Annotated in this window: 13 protein-coding genes; 10 read left to right on the forward strand and 3 right to left on the reverse strand. The window is 42.9% G+C overall.

All coding sequences use genetic code 11. The features are described from left to right. Window positions 1-105 precede the first annotated feature (105 nt). The 3 genes from DS742_RS12740 to DS742_RS12750 are packed head-to-tail and all read left to right on the forward strand — an operon-like array spanning window position 106 to window position 5,484. Entirely contained in the window at window positions 106-1,467 is a 1,362-nt protein-coding gene (locus tag DS742_RS12740) for a Wadjet anti-phage system protein JetA family protein (RefSeq protein ID WP_117417372.1), read from the forward strand. Continuing rightward, the gene (locus DS742_RS12745) at window positions 1,464-2,114 is read left to right on the forward strand and encodes a DUF4194 domain-containing protein (RefSeq protein WP_117417373.1); all 651 of its coding nucleotides are present in this window, start codon (window positions 1,464-1,466) and stop codon (window positions 2,112-2,114) included. The genes DS742_RS12740 and DS742_RS12745 overlap by 4 nt, the downstream gene beginning before the upstream one ends. After that, window positions 2,095-5,484 (forward strand): ATP-binding protein, encoded by a 3,390-nt coding sequence (locus DS742_RS12750; RefSeq protein WP_117417374.1) that lies wholly within the window; start codon window positions 2,095-2,097, stop codon window positions 5,482-5,484. Before DS742_RS12745 ends, DS742_RS12750 begins: the two co-directional genes overlap by 20 nt. Before the next feature lie 67 nt (window positions 5,485-5,551). Here the strand turns inward: DS742_RS12750 and DS742_RS12755 are convergent, their stop codons facing one another. Continuing rightward, complete coding sequence (locus DS742_RS12755) at window positions 5,552-7,513, reverse strand: YARHG domain-containing protein (protein ID WP_242996465.1); 1,962 nt, start codon at window positions 7,511-7,513, stop codon at window positions 5,552-5,554. A gap of 281 nt (window positions 7,514-7,794) precedes the next feature. Between DS742_RS12755 and uvrA the strand changes: the two genes are divergently transcribed. Beyond that, window positions 7,795-10,623 (forward strand): excinuclease ABC subunit UvrA, encoded by a 2,829-nt coding sequence (gene uvrA, locus DS742_RS12760; protein ID WP_117417375.1) that lies wholly within the window; start codon window positions 7,795-7,797, stop codon window positions 10,621-10,623. 287 nt (window positions 10,624-10,910) lie between these two features. Continuing rightward, window positions 10,911-12,452 carry a glutamine-hydrolyzing GMP synthase gene (guaA, locus tag DS742_RS12770; protein ID WP_117417377.1) on the forward strand — a complete coding sequence of 514 codons (1,542 nt, stop codon included), beginning with the start codon at window positions 10,911-10,913 and terminating at the stop codon, window positions 12,450-12,452. 142 nt (window positions 12,453-12,594) lie between these two features. Here the strand turns inward: guaA and DS742_RS12775 are convergent, their stop codons facing one another. Both DS742_RS12775 and DS742_RS12785 read right to left on the reverse strand, forming a co-directional pair. Then, window positions 12,595-14,058 (reverse strand): hypothetical protein, encoded by a 1,464-nt coding sequence (locus DS742_RS12775; protein WP_117417378.1) that lies wholly within the window; start codon window positions 14,056-14,058, stop codon window positions 12,595-12,597. Between the two features lie 301 nt (window positions 14,059-14,359). Then, on the reverse strand, window positions 14,360-14,911 hold the full coding sequence (locus DS742_RS12785) for a helix-turn-helix domain-containing protein (RefSeq protein WP_117417380.1): 552 nt from the start codon (window positions 14,909-14,911) through the stop codon (window positions 14,360-14,362). 585 nt (window positions 14,912-15,496) lie between these two features. Here DS742_RS12785 and DS742_RS12790 point away from each other — a divergent pair. The 5 genes from DS742_RS12790 (at window position 15,497) to DS742_RS12810 (ending at window position 18,677) form a co-directional block, all read left to right on the forward strand. Then, complete coding sequence (locus DS742_RS12790) at window positions 15,497-15,685, forward strand: helix-turn-helix domain-containing protein (RefSeq protein WP_117417381.1); 189 nt, start codon at window positions 15,497-15,499, stop codon at window positions 15,683-15,685. Window positions 15,686-15,700: 15 nt separating this feature from the next. After that, the gene (locus tag DS742_RS12795; protein ID WP_117417382.1) at window positions 15,701-16,795 is read left to right on the forward strand and encodes a site-specific integrase; all 1,095 of its coding nucleotides are present in this window, start codon (window positions 15,701-15,703) and stop codon (window positions 16,793-16,795) included. Further along, complete coding sequence (locus tag DS742_RS12800; protein ID WP_117417383.1) at window positions 16,795-17,190, forward strand: plasmid mobilization protein; 396 nt, start codon at window positions 16,795-16,797, stop codon at window positions 17,188-17,190. Before DS742_RS12795 ends, DS742_RS12800 begins: the two co-directional genes overlap by 1 nt. Continuing rightward, the gene (locus DS742_RS12805; protein WP_117417384.1) at window positions 17,171-18,157 is read left to right on the forward strand and encodes an AAA family ATPase; all 987 of its coding nucleotides are present in this window, start codon (window positions 17,171-17,173) and stop codon (window positions 18,155-18,157) included. The genes DS742_RS12800 and DS742_RS12805 overlap by 20 nt, the downstream gene beginning before the upstream one ends. 139 nt (window positions 18,158-18,296) lie before the next feature. Further along, window positions 18,297-18,677: a TnpV protein gene (locus tag DS742_RS12810; RefSeq protein ID WP_117417385.1), complete on the forward strand. Its 381-nt coding sequence runs from the start codon at window positions 18,297-18,299 to the stop codon at window positions 18,675-18,677. Window positions 18,678-18,688: the final 11 nt, after the last annotated feature.

The raw sequence follows: 18,688 nt of genomic DNA on the forward strand, positions 1-18,688 counted from the left end.
AATAAGGAACGAAGAATCAAACGGCTGTCATGTAGGATGATAGCCGTTTCTTTCTGTCTGTTTTTATAGGGATAACGAAGCGATGGGAGAGGAATCAAAACAACCATGATACTGATGAATGAGATACCGGACCGGTTCTGGGGACTGTTCCGTTCCATAAACCGGTCCACCTACATAGAAGCGCTTTTAAGAATCAACGAAGAATATGAATACAGCAACTATTTTTTAAGCCGTGAGGTGTGCCTGCAGGTTTTAGAGGAGTATTTTGTCCAGAAACGGCTGGTAATCTGGCAGGATGAGCTGGAAGATGAGGCGGATGAGCTGCTGCCCCCCGCTTCCAGAGTATTAAACTGGCTTTTGAGGGCAGGCTGGCTTCGCAAGGTGGACGATTATGCCTCCATGACGGTGAATATCGTAATTCCTGATTATGCCGCTGTCATGATTGAGGCATTTTTTAAGCTTTCCAGCGACGAAGAGGATGAGACGCAGATCTATATTCAGAACATTTACGCCATTCTCTTCTCTTTGAAAAACGATCCCAGGGCAGGAATCAGCCTTTTAAATACGGCTTATGTTAATACGAAACGGCTCAATAAGTCTTTGCAGGACATGCTTCACAACATGGATAAGTTCTTTGCAAGCCTTTTGGAGCAGAAGGCGTACGGAGAACTGTTAAAAGAGCACCTGGAAGGATATGTGGAGGAGATTGTAAAAAAGAAATACCACATTTTAAAGACGTCGGATAATTTTTATCTTTATAAAAATGATATCAAACGGTGGATCGGCGGTCTGCGTGAGGATGTGGCGTGGATGGAGGAAATGAGCCGGCGAAGCGCCAACCGGGTGACGGCTGCCGATGTGGCAGAAAAACTGGATCAGATTGAGAGGGGCTTTGATGACATCGAACACCGGATTTCCAATATGGACAAGGAGCACTCCCGCTATATCCGGGCCACTGTAACAAGGCTTAACTATCTTCTCAATCAGGAGGATAACATGAAAGGTCTTGTGATCCGGTTATTAAACCATCTTTCTCTTGTGGAAGATCCGGAGGAGGCCATTGAACAGGCGGGGAACTGCATGAACTTATCCCAGATGGCAATTCTTTCTGAAAAATCCATTTACAAAAAGAGAAAGAGCAGAACGGAGTTTAAGGAAACGCTGGTGCCGGATGAGGAACCGGCTGAACTGACAGCGGAAGAGATTTTGAATTTAAACCGGGTGAAGAACCGTTACAGCCGCAGGGAAATTGAGAGCTATATTGAGTCCCGCATGGTACAGGGGCGTATGGAGGTCAGGGAGGATACGGTCCGTACACCGGAGGAATTTGAAAAACTGATTCTGGCCTATGATTATTCCATAAGGAGAAAAAGCCTTTATCAGGTGGAAGATATGGAACCGGAGCTGATCGATAACGGAAGGTACCGTTATCCCCGGCTGGTATTTGTAAGGAGGAATGAAGTATGACAAATGAAGAATATGCTGGCCCAATCAGCCAGATTCCATATTATGACGGGCTTTTGCAGGGAGAAAAGGCGGAGTTAAGAGATGCTATCCGGCTGCTGTTAAAACAGACCTTTATTCTGGAGCATAAATTTGAAAAGCGTTCCAACCGTTTTCTTTATAACCAGGAATTTAAAGTCTGCAACAAGCATCTGGAATTTATCCGGGCTTATTTAGCAGTCTGCGGTATCAATGTGCTGGAAAACAGCCAGCTGGGGCTGATCTACATACAGGGAGAGGACACCATGGGAGAAAAGCTGCCAAAGCTTGCGACCCTTTACTTACTGGTGCTGAAGCTGATCTATGATGAACAGATGGCGGCAGTCTCCACCAGCGTCAATGTTTATACCACCATAAGCGAGATTCATGATAAGCTGGGCAATTACCGGCTTTTTAAAAAGCAGCCGTCTGTCACGGAGATCCGCCGTGCCATCGCTCTGCTGAAAAAATATCAGATTCTGGAGCCGCTTGATGTTCTGGAAGATTTAGACGGGGATAACCGAATGATCATCTATCCAAGCATCAATGTGGTCTTATTCGGCGATGACGTAAGATCCCTGCTGGAATCATTTGAAGAAGGAGAAGACAGCGATGACGAATCAGAATTTTGAAGCTCTGTCCAGAATACTTTTAAATAACTGGCATTACATCAGCCGTAAGACTTTGTCTTTCCATGAAGAGATCAATTTCTTTACCGGCCATTCCGGCAGCGGAAAATCCACGGTCATTGATGCCATGCAGATCCTGCTTTATGCCAATACCGACGGAAGAGGATTCTTTAACAAGGCGGCTGCCGATGATTCCGACAGGAACCTGATTGAATATCTGAGAGGAATGGTCAACATCGGGGAGAACAATGAATTTGCCTATTTGCGGAATCAGAATTTCTCCACCACCATTGCGCTGGAATTAAAGCGCACAGATAATGGGGAATGCCAGTGTGTGGGAATCATCTTTGATGTGGAAACGGCCACAAATGAGATATCAAGAAAGTTTTTCTGGCACAAAGGCCCGTTGTGGGAAAATGAATACCGGACCGGAACAAGAACCATGACAATCGAAGAAGTGACTTCTTATCTTCAGGTTCATTATGAGAAAGATGAGTATTTTACCACCTCCCATAATGAAAGGTTCCGCAGACAGCTGTACGATGTCTATCTGGGCGGACTGGATTCGGAGAAGTTTCCTCTGCTCTTTAAGCGTGCAATTCCTTTCCGCATGAATATCCGGCTGGAGGATTTTGTAAAGGAATATATCTGCATGGAACAGGATATACATATCGAGGACATGCAGGAAAGCGTCATGCAGTATGGGCGGATGAGAAAGAAGATCGAAGATACCTTTGTGGAGATTGGCTATTTAAAGGAGATGAGATCGCTTTACGATTCTGTTATGGAAAAGGATGAGGAGATCCGGTCAAACACTTATTATTTCCGCAAAATGGAGATTCTGGACTATCAGACGAAAATCCAGGCTCTGAAGGATAAAATCTGCCTTTCGGGTGAGGAGTATACCCGTCAGGAAGAGCGGAAAGAGGGGCTGGATGTCCAGATTAATGATCTGACAAAGCAGGGAGAGGAGCTTCTCCGTCAGATTTCATCTACCGGATATGAAGATCTGAAGAATCAGCTGGATTCAGCCAGGGAGCTGGTGAATCATTTAAATAAAAGTGTAATGAAATGGCAGCAGACGGCAGACCGCCTGAATGCGTGGATTGATGAAGAATCCACCTCCAACCAGACCATATGGGACATTGAGGAATTTGAGAAAAATACCATTGATGAGGAAAAGCTTACCAGATTAAAGAAATCCATCGCCCAGATGCAGTCGGAGACAGAGGATACGAAAAAAGAGGCGGAAAGCCTTTTAAGGGATATTAAGAAACGGGAGCGTCAGACCAGTGAGGAACTTACCCAGTTAAAAGCAGGAAGCAAAGCTTATCCAAAGCATGTTGAGCGGGCAAAAACATTTCTCCAGCAGCGTCTTCTTCAAAAGACCGGCAAGGCAGTAGAGGTTCACGTTCTTGCGGATCTTTTGGATATCCGGGATGAGAAATGGAGAAATGCGGCAGAGGGATATTTAGGCAATTATAAGCTGTCTTTGGTGGTTGCTCCAGCCTATGCAAAAGCAGCCATGGAGGTCTATGAGGAACTGGACCAGAGTGAAGCCTTTCATGTGGCTGTTCTGGATACAGAGAGGGCAGGAGAGAGCACCCATGAGGTTCTTAACAATTCACTTGTGGAAGAATTGATTGTAAGAGAGTCTTATTTGCAGCCTTATCTGGATTTGCTTCTTGGAAAAGTGATCAAATGCGAAAGCCTGGAAGAACTCCGCAGCTGCCGCATCGGTATTACGCCGGAATGTATGCTGTACCACACTTTCCGCTTACAGCACATAAATCCCGATCATTACACCAGATTTGCCTATATCGGCAAGGACAGTGTACGCCGCAGAATTCGTCTGCTGGAAAAGAATCTGGAGGCCATGGAGGCGGAGAAGAAGCCACAGGAACTGATTATAGGGGAATGCAGCCGCATTCTTTCTCTGGAAGCTTTAACTGAGGGAACAGAGGTCTATGCAGAGTGGCAGCAGGAAATCGCTTCGTTCAAGGAAAAAGAGAAAGAAATCAGAAAACTGGAGCAGAAACTGGAAAAGATGAAAGCCCAGAATGTGGAGGAATGGGAAAAGGAGCGGGAAGCTATTTTAGGTCTTTGCGAGGGAAAACGTGCCGAGTTAAGAGCGTTAGACCGTCTCATGGGAGACCTTCAGAGAAAGGCAGAAGAGTTCCAGCGTGAAGCGGTACAGTTGGAAGAAGAACTGGTGTCGAAGGAACGGGCACTGGAAGCTGACCAAGAGTTGGAGGGAGTATTAAAAACATCTATGGAGGGCAATGAAACTCCCCGCTATGACCGTTTGAAGGACCGCTACTTCGCTCTTTTAAAGAGAGCGGAGGAAGCCAGGGAAGAGGCGTACCGCCTTCTTGTCTCTGCAAGAGGCGAATATGTGCGTAAGTATCCCAACCGAAACTTTTCTCTGACCGCAGAAGATAATCAGGAATATGACCGCCTTCTTGAGACTATGGAATGCGCAAATCTGGAAGAATATAAAAACATGGCAGCAGAACAGGCGAAGTCCGCAGTCCTTCATTTTAAAGACGACTTTATGTTTAAGATCCGAAGCGCCATTCGGGATGCGCTGCAAAGAAGGGATGAGCTGAACCGGATTATCAACAGACTGGATTTCGGAAAGGACAAGTATCAGTTTGTTATTGGAAAGAACAAGGGACCGGATGGCAGGTACTATGACATGTTCATGGATGACTCTCTGGAAATCAACCCTTCCCAGCTGACGGATTCCCTGGATAATCAGATGAATCTTTTCACTATGGAACATGAAAATCAGTACGGTGAATTAATTAATGATCTGATTAATATTTTCATTCCCCCGGAAAATGCAACCCCGGAGCAAATGGAAGAAGCAAAGCGGAATATGGATAAATATGCGGATTATCGAACCTATCTGACCTTTGACATGCAGCAGCTGATTCAGAATGAGGATGAGGTCATTAAGATCCGTTTAAGCAAGATGATTAAGAAGAATTCCGGCGGAGAGGGGCAGAATCCCCTTTACGTGGCGCTTCTTGCCAGCTTTGCACAGGCATATAGGATCAATGTGCCTCAAAAGATTCAGAGAAACCCAACGATCCGTCTTGTAGTTCTTGATGAGGCATTTTCCAAGATGGATGGGGAAAAGGTGGCAAGCTGTATCGAGCTGATCCGCGGTCTTGGTTTCCAGGCCATCATCAGCGCTACCAATGATAAGATCCAGAACTATGTGGAAAATGTAGACAAGACCTTTGTCTTCGCCAATCCCAACAAAAAGTCCATCTCCATACAGGAATTTGAGCGGGAGAGTTTTCCCCAGCTGATGAGGGAACTTGATGAGGAAGATGATGAGACGGGTGGCGTCACAGGAGAATAATCATTTCCTGATTGCATAACGTAAAAAATCACCTTGCCAGGCTTTTTGCCAAGGCAAGGTGATTTTTTTATCCCCAGGCAGGAACTGCCAGGTAATATGCTGTATCAGGATCTGAATCCCAGGCTGATTCCTTTACCCATCCCCAGGCTCCGGCCTCGTTCATAACCAGTATATAGGAGTGTCCGTCCTTTACCGCCCAGCCGATGGGGCAGACTGTTTCTCCAGGACTGACAGAGAAAGCAGGGGTATCTCCTTCCATAGCGGCTGTAACAGGAAACGTATGTGACACTACATAATAATTTTCCGGATTCTGATGAAGAAACGCGTTGGTGATCATATTATAATTCTTATTGTAATACACCTTCTGCGGTACTTCCTTTAATTTACCGTCTTCATAGGACCAAAACAGATCTGTGAAGTAACACCCAAACTGGAGAGTAGATCCCGAAAATGGTGTATCTGCAGTTACTTTTAAAATTCCGTCTCCCTCCGATGTTAATCCATACTTACGGAAAAGTGATCCATTTCCGTCGCATACGGGGCCTGTCAGATCTCTAATCAATTCCAGACTGCCGTTTTGGTAACGATAGAAGCTGTATGAGAAAAGGGTATCGGAATCCTGGGATATATCCAGGTGAAGTTCAATTTGCTGATCTTTTTTATTAAGGTCCAATGCCGTGAGTCTGATGGTGCCCCTTATATTTTCCGGAATTGAGGTCTGTTTTTTGCCATTAATCGAAAGTTTAAGGCTTTTCTCATCATAATCTTTCGGGTCTTCGGTGCTGCTCCAGCGAATGGTTTCGCAGACACCATCACCATCAAGATCCAATAAATAATCTATGTCTGCTTTCAAGGTAACACCTTCATCAGTGATTTCTTTGTCAGGCAGTTGATTTTCCGCTATCTTAATCAGACCCAGATTTTTCTTTTCAATATCGTTAAGAACGTCCTCTTTAAAATCAGCGGGAGCCATCTCAGCGTGATACCATGATTTACTGTTGAAATATTCCTGCAGATCCGCTGCATCAAATTTTCTTCCATGGCGGGCATAGATTTCGTTTCTTGCAAGTCTCAGCGCAGATGGATCAGCTTCCAGCAGATCGCCTCCTGTGAGACAGCTTGTGCTGCTCTCCGGAAAGATATAATCTGGTTGTGTCATGGCATTCACAGCTTCATCTTCTGTTTTTTGCGCAGATACCATGAGCTGTTTCCCATAATCATTGAGTTTATCACCGATCTCTCCATAAGGGATCAGTGTTTCCTGTCCGGCAGAAGAGTCGGTTTTTCCTCCATTCCACTGAGAGGATAATAAAATTCCTTCCTTTAAAAGCGCAAATTGACTGGGGTCGGAAGACATGATCTGGGTCAGAAGGGACGCGTTGGAACTGCCGCCGGCAGCTGCCTTGGCAAGTGCCAGCTTTAATCCTTCCGGATCATCGGAAAGAGCAGAAAGAGTGATCCTCTTTCCATTTTCTACATCATAGGAACTTAAAAAGGTAAATGTATCATTGCGGTTATTTCCCCTGATATCGGTATAGTTCTGCTTCAGACTTAATAGTCTTCCGTCATTTCTCAGAACCTGATAATCAAAGGTATAAAGGTAATTTTTCTGTGGATCTCCGGCTGCTGATGAGGGTGGGATTTCCATCGAATCACTGATGAATTCGTACCAACTGGTGTTCTGGTCGTTCTCTCTTAAACTTCGGTTTATGAGATACTGGGAATCGGGTTTATCAGGAATAATGACTTCCGGCACCCGGCTGTTCCACCGGTAGACCAGGGTACCCCGGTCACTATATTTCTCATTATGATCTGCAGACCAGGTTCTTACTGTTACCGGACTAATGTTGGTTTCTGTGCTTGATGATCCTTTTTCAGTACTGCGTTGCTCCTGTTCGGCGGGGGTCTGTTCCGTAAGGGATTCTGCGGGCGAAGAAGGGGTCTCCTCCACCCGGGAATTCATCTTACACCCGGACGCGGTTAAGGAAAGAGCAAGCAGTACAACTGGCAGCAATGGATGTGGTTTCATATTTTCTCATTCCTCTTTCTTGGTTTATAATGATTATACCATGCTTTTTTTTCGAAAGACAGTTTTAACATAAATTTCTGCCGGAAGAGGAGTGCATGATGGATTCTAAGAAAAGCAGTCATTATTAAAATATTTATCGAACAAATGTTTGCAATACGGTTAATGATGTGCTATAATGGGAAAAACCGGTTGCTGAGTAACTACGGGTGCGGACTTCATATCATAAGTCCGCATTCGATTGTTGTGAGATTGAGAATTTCAGGATATAACAGGAGTACAGTATGGCGAAACAGTATATTAAGATAAGAGGTGCCAATGAGCACAACCTAAAGAACGTGAGTCTGGACATCCCCAGGAATGAGCTGGTTGTATTAACCGGTCTCAGCGGTTCCGGGAAGTCTTCCCTGGCCTTTGATACCATTTATGCTGAAGGTCAGAGGCGGTATATGGAGTCTCTTTCCTCCTATGCGCGGCAGTTCCTTGGCCAGATGGAGAAGCCGGATGTGGAGAGCATTGAAGGTCTGTCACCGGCTATTTCCATTGACCAGAAGTCGACCAACCGAAACCCCCGTTCCACGGTAGGTACCGTTACGGAAATTTATGATTATATGAGGCTTCTTTATGCCAGAATCGGTATCCCCCATTGTCCCAAGTGCGGAAGAGAGATCCGCAAACAGACCATTGACCAGATGGTGGATCAGATTATGGAGCTTCCGGAGCGGACCAAAATCCAGCTGCTGGCTCCGGTTGTGCGCGGGCGGAAGGGAGAACACGCCAAGGTTCTGGAGAGTGCCCGTAAGAGCGGATACGTAAGAGTCCGGGTTGACGGCAGTCTCTACGAACTTTCAGAAGAAATCAAGCTGGATAAGAACATCAAGCACAGCATCGATGTGGTTGTGGACCGTCTGGCGATCCGTGAGGGAATTGCAAAGCGCCTCACAGATTCCATCGAGACAGTGATGGAGCTGGCAGGCGGACTGATGACCGTTGATGTCATTGACGGAGAGCCCATCCATTTCAGCCAGAGCTTTTCCTGTCCGGACTGCGGAATCAGCATTGAGGAAGTGGAGCCAAGAAGCTTCTCCTTTAATAACCCCTTTGGCGCCTGTCCGGACTGCTTCGGTCTGGGATACAAGATGGAGTTTGACGAGGACCTGATGATTCCTGATAAGAGCTTAAGTATCGATCAGGGAGCCATCACGGTAATGGGCTGGCAGTCCTGTACCGATAAGGGAAGCTATACCAGGGCTGTTTTGGATGCCCTTGCAAGAGAATATGATTTCAGTCTTGACACTCCATTTGAGGACTATCCCCAGAAGGTTCATGATATTCTTATTCATGGAACCAATGGAAAAGAAGTCAAGGTTTACTATAAGGGACAGCGTGGAGAAGGAGTCTACGATGTAGCATTTGAAGGATTGCTCCAGAATGTTGCCAGAAGATACCGGGAGACCTATTCCGAGTCCTCCAAGGCAGAGTATGAGACATTTATGAGAATCACTCCCTGTCCTTCCTGCGGCGGCAAGCGATTAAAGAAGGAATCCCTGGCTGTCACAGTAGGGGATCAGAATATATATGATGCAACCAACATGTCCATTGTCCGTTTCCGTAATTTTATGGACGAGCTGCAGCTGACTGATATGCAGCATGCCATTGGTGACCAGATTTTAAAAGAGATCCGTGCGAGAATTTCCTTCCTCATCGATGTAGGTCTGGATTACCTGACCCTGACCCGCGCCACAGGAACTCTATCCGGCGGAGAGGCCCAGAGAATCCGTCTGGCAACTCAGATCGGTTCCGGTCTGGTGGGTGTGGCGTACATTTTAGATGAGCCCAGTATCGGGCTTCATCAAAGGGACAATGACAAGCTGTTAAAGACGCTTCTCCATCTGCGTGATCTGGGCAACAGTGTAATCGTGGTGGAACACGACGAGGATACCATGATGGCAGCTGACTGTATCGTGGATATCGGTCCCGGAGCGGGAGAGCATGGCGGCAATGTAGTTGCGGTTGGTAATGCAAAGCAGATTATGAAGAATAAGGACTCCATTACCGGCGCTTATTTAAGCGGAAGAATTAAAATTCCCGTTCCTGAGGAGAGAAGGCAGCCGACCGGCTATCTCACGGTAAAGGGGGCCAGAGAGAACAATTTAAAGGGTATTGATGTGACATTTCCTCTGGGAGTGATGACCTGCGTAACCGGTGTTTCCGGTTCCGGAAAGAGTTCTCTTGTCAATGAGATCCTTTATAAGGCATTAGCGAAGAAGTTGAACCGTGCCAGAACTATTCCCGGAAAACATAAGGAGATTATAGGAACGGAACAGCTGGACAAGATTATTGCAATTGACCAGTCGCCCATCGGAAGAACCCCGCGGTCTAATCCTGCTACTTATACCGGTGTGTTTGATCTGATCCGTGATTTGTTTGCTTCCACGGCAGATTCCAAGGCAAAGGGGTATTCCAAAGGAAGATTCAGCTTTAACGTGAAGGGCGGACGATGCGAAGCCTGCAGCGGTGACGGTATTATCAAGATCGAGATGCATTTCCTTCCTGATGTGTATGTGCCCTGTGAGGTCTGCGGAGGCAAGCGGTATAACCGCGAGACGTTAGATGTGAAGTATAAGGGAAAGAGCATTTATGATGTTCTTAATATGACGGTAGAAGAGGCGCTGAAGTTTTTTGAGAATGTTCCAACGATAGCGAGGAAGATCTCCACGCTTAATGACGTGGGATTATCCTATATCCGGCTTGGACAGCCATCGACGGAGTTGTCAGGTGGTGAGGCACAGAGAATCAAGCTGGCTACGGAGCTGAGTAAGCGGGGAACCGGCAAGACTATTTATATTCTGGACGAGCCGACGACTGGACTTCACTTTGCAGATGTGCATAAGCTGATTGAGATTCTGAGGAAGCTGTCTGAGGGCGGTAATACGGTAGTAGTTATCGAGCATAACCTAGATGTTATAAAGACAGCCGATTACCTCATTGATATCGGTCCGGAAGGCGGAGACAAGGGCGGAACAGTCATTGCCCAGGGAACGCCGGAAGAGGTAGTGAAGTGTCCGCAGTCTTATACCGGTTATTATGTGAAGAAGTATTTAGAGCAGTAGTTGAATATTTATAAACGGAAGATCCCGGAGATTTTCCTGCCAGGATTCTCTTGCTGCCGCCTGTGTGTGAAGATGCATATGCAGAGGGCAGCAGAGGGAAAAAGGTTTTCCGGGATTTTCCGTTTTTTCTGTCTGATTGGTGAGAAAAAGAAGCTGACAGGAACCTTTGGTTGTAAGATTCGACATCTTTTTTTTGAAATGTAGAAAATGCTTGTCAAGCCATTGGAAGTAGAATATAATGTTATCCAAAGTGCTATTTGTTGAAGCTTAAATTAGGAGGAATACCCGTGAAGAGAGAAATGATTATCGTTCTGGATTTCGGCGGACAGTACAATCAGCTGATTGCCAGAAGAGTCAGAGAATGCAACGTTTACTGTGAGGTCCATCCCCACACACTGCCCCTGGACAAGATTAAAGAGATGAATCCCAAAGGAATCATTTTCACAGGCGGTCCAAACAGTGCTTACAAGGAAGAATCCCCTCGCTGTGAGAAAGAAATCTTTGAAATGGGAATCCCGATCCTGGGAATCTGCTATGGCTCCCAGTTAATGGCTCATATGCTTGGCGGCAAGGTTGCCACAGCTCCTGTCAGCGAATACGGCAAGACAGAGGTTAACACAGTAGCCGGCAGCAAAATATTAGAGAGTGTAAGTCCTAAGACCATCTGCTGGATGAGTCATACGGATTATATAGAGACAGCACCGGAAGGCTTTACTGTTACCGCTCATACCCCGGTATGCCCGGTTGCAGGAATGGAATGTGAAGAGAAAGGGCTTTACGCCGTTCAGTTCCACCCGGAGGTTATGCACACACAGGAAGGAATCAAGATGCTTTCCAACTTCGTTTACAATGTGTGTAAATGTGCTGGTGACTGGAAGATGGATTCTTTTGTGGAGACTTCTATTCAGGCCATCAGGGAGAAGGTTGGAGATGGTAAGGTTCTTTGTGCGCTGTCAGGTGGTGTAGATTCTTCTGTGGCAGCGGTTATGCTGGCGAAGGCGGTTGGTAAGCAGCTTACCTGCGTATTTGTTGATCACGGTCTGCTTCGTAAGAATGAAGGGGACGAGGTTGAGGCAGTATTCGGACCTGCTGGCCCATATGATTTAAACTTTATCAGGGTAAATGCTCAGGAACGTTTCTATGAGAAACTGAATGAAGTGGAAGATCCGGAGACTAAGCGCAAAATTATTGGTGAAGAATTTATCCGTGTTTTTGAGGATGAAGCGAAGAAGATTGGTACAGTGGATTACTTTGTGCAGGGAACGATTTATCCTGATGTGATTGAGTCAGGTCTTGGAAAGTCAGCCGTGATTAAGTCTCATCATAATGTGGGCGGACTTCCTGAGCATGTGGATTTCAAGGAGATCATTGAGCCGCTTCGCCTTTTATTTAAGGACGAGGTTCGTAAAGCTGGTCTGGAGCTTGGGATTCCGGAATATCTGGTTTATCGTCAGCCATTCCCGGGTCCGGGGCTTGGCGTAAGGATTATTGGTGCAGTTACACCGGAAAAGGTGAGGATTGTACAGGAGGCAGATGCGATTTATAGGGATGAGATTGCAAAGGCAGGCGTGGATAAGGGACTGGGACAGTACTTTGCTGCACTTACTAATATGCGTTCCGTTGGATGCATGGGCGATGAGAGAACCTATGATTATGCAATTGCTTTGAGAGCAGTGCTGACTTCTGATTTCATGACTGCGGAATCTGCAGAGCTTCCTTGGGAGGTTCTGGGGGTTGTGACTAGAAGGATTGTGAATGAAGTGAAGGGCGTGAACCGGGTGTTGTATGATTGTACGGGGAAACCGCCGGCTACGATTGAGTTTGAATAGAGAACAAAGCCCCAAGAATGGCGTATTTACGCGGTTCTTGGGGCTTTTCTTTGGGGTGTGATACCTTTTTGATACCTGAATATTATTTACGAGCTGTAATAATGCTGTAAGGGTATTATATACTATTGGTATGACATATGAATCACAATTCGTTGTTCATAAGCAATAGTGCAGCTAAAGCACGTTCCTCAATTATTGCGATAGGCCAATGCATTTTATCCTTTAATTTTTTTATTTGATTCATTAAATTTTCACTACATTTTTTTGCAGTTACAAATACAACTACGCACTGATTAAATTCTGTGAAAGGTCTGACTATTTGATAAGCTACATTAACGGGAACTGTTTTTTCTGAGATTTCTACTCCCGTTTTAAAAGGTAGGCAAAGATGAATTTGATGACCTTTATAATTTATAGGAACTTCCATATCAGATATTTCAAAACTTCCATGTGGTTTTGAAGATTCTCTAGCAATTATTTCTGGACGGATTCCATGCATGCAGTTGCCAACTGATTTCCTAAGAGTGTTATCTTTTAGTGATTGTAGTGATTGAAGATGATTGTCTGTTACTATATCTATATTTATTTTATCAAGATAGAAAACTTGGTCTAATATATCATCAATATTTATAGTATTCATAATCTCATATATATCAAGTTCAAAATCTGGTTTAAAGTTTAGATTTTTTGAGTAAATGGATAAGATCTGTAGTAGAAGTGCCTTATCTGAAATAGAGCTCCAATTAGAAAAATTATCTATTAATTTTGGATATACTTCTTCAAAAAGGGACTGAAATTGTACAGTGTCATATGCGGAAATAGTAATTAATGATCTTAATAAACTAGTAGGACGTGTGATAGAAGAGATATTGATATCACAGACTTGAAAATCTATTTTTTCTGTAGAAATTGTATTGTAGTGTTCAACTTGATCAAAGATAAAGTAACTTAATGACATATTATTGTTTATTATATTGCAAGCTTCATCTTTAGAAAAAAAACTTAACAAGGTTTGTATAATTTGTTGAATACTCGTAATTGAACTCTGATAGTATTGACTTTGTACATTGGCTGTACAAAGGAATAATGTTTGAAGCAAATTACACATACAATAAAGAGCTGGTGCATATAATTCTTCTTTTGAATTATTAATTATAAATTGAAATGCCCAATTGCAGCGTTCGACTCTATTGAAAAAACAATTATCTTCTGAGGAATCAAAATCTTCTTTAGCATTCAGCTTATTAACAACATTTAATCGCATAGCAGTAATATCGAGATTCATCTTTTGAAAATGTTTTTGAATTTCTGGCTCATCACTGTCCTTAATAGTACGATATGCATAATAAAAGCTTGAAAAATAAAATAAATTTGATCCAAACCAAATTGTATCACTTATCTTATGGCAGTCTCTTAGTAAAATTACTTTTTCATGAGCTGGAAGGTTGCTGTGAACTGACAATGAATCTAAAGAGAAATAACAGTCAGATAGTTTTTGTAATGAATCATAAGATAAATTCTTTGTTGAATGTAACAAGGCAGTTGTATAACTATGAATTTCTTGAGCAATTAGTTTTATATCGTTTTCAAGATATTTTGTTTCCATAAATTAATGTTCCTTTCTTAAGTATATTTAAATAAAAGGGATTTTGTTTTTCTATATAATCCGCTAATTCTGTTGGAGTAAGACATATAGGATCAATTTTTTTTGCGGTGGAGAGGATTGATCGTACTAAAGCAGCTCTTTTGAAAATAAAGATCGATGAAAAATTTTCGGAAATAATCAGTAAATCAATATCCTTAGAAGAAACTGATGTGTTTCCAAATAAAATTATGCATTTTATATTAAAATATAAATTTAATAATTCAACTGAATTGGATAAGGAAATGTTAGTAATCGTCAATATTTACTTCCATCCCTTCTTTGCTTCGAACTTCCCACAATCATCACAAGTATCCGGCCAATTCAGTTTCCATTCCAAATACTCATTTTCAGTAATCTCTTTATTAGCCAGATCCTGCTTTCGAATCATCCATTCCCTCATGAATTCATCAACCAACCCATAATTAAACCACATACCAACTGGCGGTTCATCTGGCCAGTAATCATCATTGTCATCATATTGGGCTACTGCCTTTGTGGTGGCTTTTTCTTTTTTATTACTTCGGATAAGAGAGAAAAGATTGATTGCGCCACGGTTATCTTCGTCCAGCCAGAAAAAAGTCTGCATAATATCTTCTGCGCTTCCTGGAACTTCGCTGACAAAGTTTAGTGGGTTAATATCCATAGCCTTTGCCATATCTATAAGCATGTCTTTTTGAGGAACTCTGTAATCGCATTCGTATTGTGCAATACGATTTGCAGCTCCTTTTTCTTCTAAACCAACAGCAACTCCAAGTTCTTGCTGGGTCATTTTTCTGAGTTTTCGTACAAATTTTATTTTTTTACCAATGGTCATAGTCTGCCTCCTTTACTGGAAATTAAATAAAAATGAAACCTTATAGGACTTATTATATCTGATAAATGAGATACAGTAAATAAAAATATTCGCCTAGAGGCGAAAATGATATTGACATTCGCTATAATGCGAATTATAATGGGTATCACAATAAAACATTCGCCATGAAGCGAATACTAAAACAACTGAATGAGCGGTACCATATGTTAACAGACATTCGCCAAGACCTTCTGATAAGGAAGCGAGCGATGATGACACTCCCAGAACTGGCGGGAATATCTCACACAAGAGCAGTCCCGGGGCGCATAGCCGAGGTTGATTTACGCGAGTAGCGATGAGAATACTATGCTTGCATAAGTATTCGAGGAGCACCGCGAGAGTGTTAGAAAGAATTTCTAACACCGAAACATCAACAGCATATGAATACACAGAACGCCAACGATTTTCCAAACAGGAAAACCGTAGTTATAACGTGAGTTATAGCACCTGATCTTGCTGCAATAGTCCAAACAAAGCCCGGCGGCCGGGGTGGTTCCCCAGGTCCCTAGTTAGATTATGAAATTTTTACACAAAGGAGGTGGACGGATGGAAGGAGCAATTTATACTACAGCAGCTGAGATGGCAGAAATGCTTGGCATTTCAAAACCGTATGCGTATAAACTCATCAAACAGATGAATGAAGAGCTTGACGCAAAAGGTTTTATTACCATTCCTGGCAAAGTAGCAACTAAGTATTTTGAAGAGAAGTTTTACGGAGTAAAAGTAACAGCATAACGAAAGGAGAAATTGATGGCAGCATATAAAGATGAGGAGCGAGGCACATGGTATGTCTCGTTCCATTATTATGATTGGACTGGCAAGAACAAGCGCAAGTTGAAGCGTGGTTTCAAGACCAGGAGAGAAGCATTAGAGTGGGAGCAGCATTTTCGTATGAAAGAAGAAGCTAATTTGGAAATGACTTTTGATGACTTTGTAGAAGCCTATACAAGAGATATGAAACCCAAATTAAAGGAAAATACTTGGAATACGAAAGAAGCGGTTATTAACAGCAAGATACTCCCTTATTTTAAGGACAAGAAAATGAAGGATATCAAACCGACAGATATTATTCAATGGCAGAATCAGATGATTAAGCTTAAGAATCCGCAGGGAGCATTATTTAAACCAACGTATCTGAAAACCATTCAATCTGAGCTGAGTGCATTATTTAATCATGCAGTACGATTTTATGAATTGAAAGAGAATCCAGTGGTGAAGGCGGGGCCATTGGGAAAAGGAAAAGCAGACGAAATGCTCTTTTGGACAAAGGAAGAGTATTTGAAATTTATCGAGCAGGTTAAGGACAAACCAGTTTCCTATTATGCGTTTCAAATTCTCTATTGGTGTGGTCTTCGAATGGGAGAATTACTGGCATTAACACCAGCAGATATTGATATTCCAAAGAGCATGATTCATATTACAAAATCTTATCAACGAATTAGGGGGAAGGATGTTATTACAGATCCTAAGACTCCAAAGAGTAAGCGCGATGTTGTGATTCCTGATTTCTTACGTAATGAACTACAGGATTATATGAGTCGATTATATGGAATTACCAAGAAAGATAGATTATTTCATATTACAAAAACATATTTGCATCATGAGATGGATCGGGGTGCTAAGAAGGCAGGAGTCCAAAGAATTAGAATCCATGACCTTCGCCACAGCCACGTATCACTATTAATCAACATGGGATTTACAGCAGTAGCCATTGGTTCAAGAGTTGGTCATGAAAGTTCGGATATAACTTTCCGTTATGCACATATGTTTCCAAGTGAGCAGAAGCAGATGGCAACCATGCTAAATGATGCATTTGTGATTACAGATAAGGAAGGTGATGAATAATGCCTGGAGTTCATAAGAATCCAACGATTAGTTTTCGTATCTCGGATTACGAGAGAAGAGAAATTGAAGCAAAGATTAAGGCAAGTGGAATGAGGAAGAAAGATTATTTTATTCGTTCCTGTATTTATAATCGTGTCTGTGTTGTTGGTAAGAAGGAGACTGTATATATGCTGGTGGAGGAATTGCAGAAAATGCAAGAGTATCTTCATCAGTTGCATGAACAGATTCTAGCAGAAGATATTCAGATAACTAGCGCAGAAATACAGGAATTACAGCTAGACTACGAATATATGCTAAAAGCTATTCTGTGGATGCTTGAAGGGGCACGATATTTGTGGGAAGGAAAAAGTACAGCTGGGAAGGAGGGTGATAATTGTGGAGGAAACAAAAGTTGAACTAAAGATGATTAATATGGCAGATGTTCAGGCGAGTTCCATTGATTGGCTTTGGTATCCATTTATTCCATATGGAAAACTTACCATCATTCAGGGTGACCCTGGAGATGGTAAAAGTACTTTGGTGTTGAACATAGCTGCCAGGTTATCAAAGGGAGAAGGTCTTGATGAAGAAATGAAGCCTATGGAACCAACAAATGTAATTTATCAAACGGCTGAAGATGGTTTGGCTGACACGGTAAAGCCTAGACTGGAACTTGCAGGAGCAGATTGTAGTCGAATTTCTATAATAGATGAAAGTGAAAAATCAGTATCTATGGTAGATGAGCGATTAGAGGAAGCGATAATGAAGCAACAAGCAAAACTGCTTATTTTAGATCCGATTCAGGCATACCTTGGTGGTGGTACGGATATGAATCGTGCCAATGAAGCTCGTGATATGACAAAGAAGCTTGGAGCATTAGCAGAGAAAACGGGATGTGCTATTGTTCTTATCGGTCATATGAATAAAGGTGGTGGAGCAAAAGCGGCATATCGTGGTATGGGTTCTATAGATTTCTTTGCAGTTGCAAGAAGCGTAATTCTAGTTGGGCGAATCGAAGGGCAGGAACAAATGAGGGCAGTGATTCAGATTAAGAATAATTTAGCTGCCTTTGGACATGCCAAAGCATTTGCCCTTGAGGAAGAAGGTTTTTGCTGGGTAGGTGATTATGATATTACTGCGGATGAAGTACTTGGTGGGATTGTTCCAAAAGCGAATAAATTGGAGCAGGCAAAGCTGTTATTGAAAGATTTGTGTGCAGACAAGACCATGATGCCGAGTAGTGAGATTATGGATATTGCCTCAGGTGAAGGGATTTCCAAGAGGACGTTGGAAAGTGCCAAGAAGGAATTAGGAATTAAAGCAAAGCGAGTCAACAATATTTGGTACTGGGATTTGAAGCAAGATGATATGAATGAGATTTGATAGTAAGACCGCAACATTGCAAAGTATCAGATTTTACGGTCTTAAATTTGCGGTGTTACACATGATTGCAAGGTTGCAAACACCATAGGCTTTGCGGTGTTGCGGTCTTGCATATTAAAAAAGAAAGGACGTATGTATCATGAAGGAAGAAACAATATTTGAGAAGTTGGGGATAGAGTATCAGGAGGTTGACGGAATTTTTTATCCTATTTTATCTGTTCCAACGGAGGATAATCAGTGCCTGAACGTTGGGAAATATGGTCGTATGTGGATTGAGCATATTAAGATAACTTACCCACAGCGATATCGTAGTCTATTGCGCTTTGGAGAATTAAAGGAGCGAGCGGAAATGGTTAATGAAACAGCATACGAACTGTTAGAAGACATTGAAGTCAGATGGCTGAATAAGCATAGACCAAAGAATACGAATTCCTTTATAGAACAGTTGCACCTTCGCAACCAGGCACGAATGATGGCAGAGGAAGTTGTGCTTCATGATGTAGTCAGACAGTTTCACTAAATAAACAAACA

Source organism: Lacrimispora amygdalina (assembly GCF_003432035.1).
GTDB classification, from domain to species: Bacteria; Bacillota; Clostridia; order Lachnospirales; family Lachnospiraceae; genus Lacrimispora; species Lacrimispora amygdalina.

Coding starts and splice junctions, on each gene's coding strand:
- DS742_RS12740 (WP_117417372.1), top strand. CDS start 106: ATGATACTGATGAATGAGATACCGGACCGGTTCTGGGGACTGTTCCGT.
- DS742_RS12745 (WP_117417373.1), top strand. CDS start 1,464: ATGACAAATGAAGAATATGCTGGCCCAATCAGCCAGATTCCATATTAT.
- DS742_RS12750 (WP_117417374.1), top strand. CDS start 2,095: ATGACGAATCAGAATTTTGAAGCTCTGTCCAGAATACTTTTAAATAAC.
- DS742_RS12755 (WP_242996465.1), bottom strand. CDS start 7,513: ATGAAACCACATCCATTGCTGCCAGTTGTACTGCTTGCTCTTTCCTTA.
- uvrA (WP_117417375.1), top strand. CDS start 7,795: ATGGCGAAACAGTATATTAAGATAAGAGGTGCCAATGAGCACAACCTA.
- DS742_RS12775 (WP_117417378.1), bottom strand. CDS start 14,058: ATGGAAACAAAATATCTTGAAAACGATATAAAACTAATTGCTCAAGAA.
- DS742_RS12785 (WP_117417380.1), bottom strand. CDS start 14,911: ATGACCATTGGTAAAAAAATAAAATTTGTACGAAAACTCAGAAAAATG.
- DS742_RS12790 (WP_117417381.1), top strand. CDS start 15,497: ATGGAAGGAGCAATTTATACTACAGCAGCTGAGATGGCAGAAATGCTT.
- DS742_RS12795 (WP_117417382.1), top strand. CDS start 15,701: ATGGCAGCATATAAAGATGAGGAGCGAGGCACATGGTATGTCTCGTTC.
- DS742_RS12800 (WP_117417383.1), top strand. CDS start 16,795: ATGCCTGGAGTTCATAAGAATCCAACGATTAGTTTTCGTATCTCGGAT.
- DS742_RS12810 (WP_117417385.1), top strand. CDS start 18,297: ATGAAGGAAGAAACAATATTTGAGAAGTTGGGGATAGAGTATCAGGAG.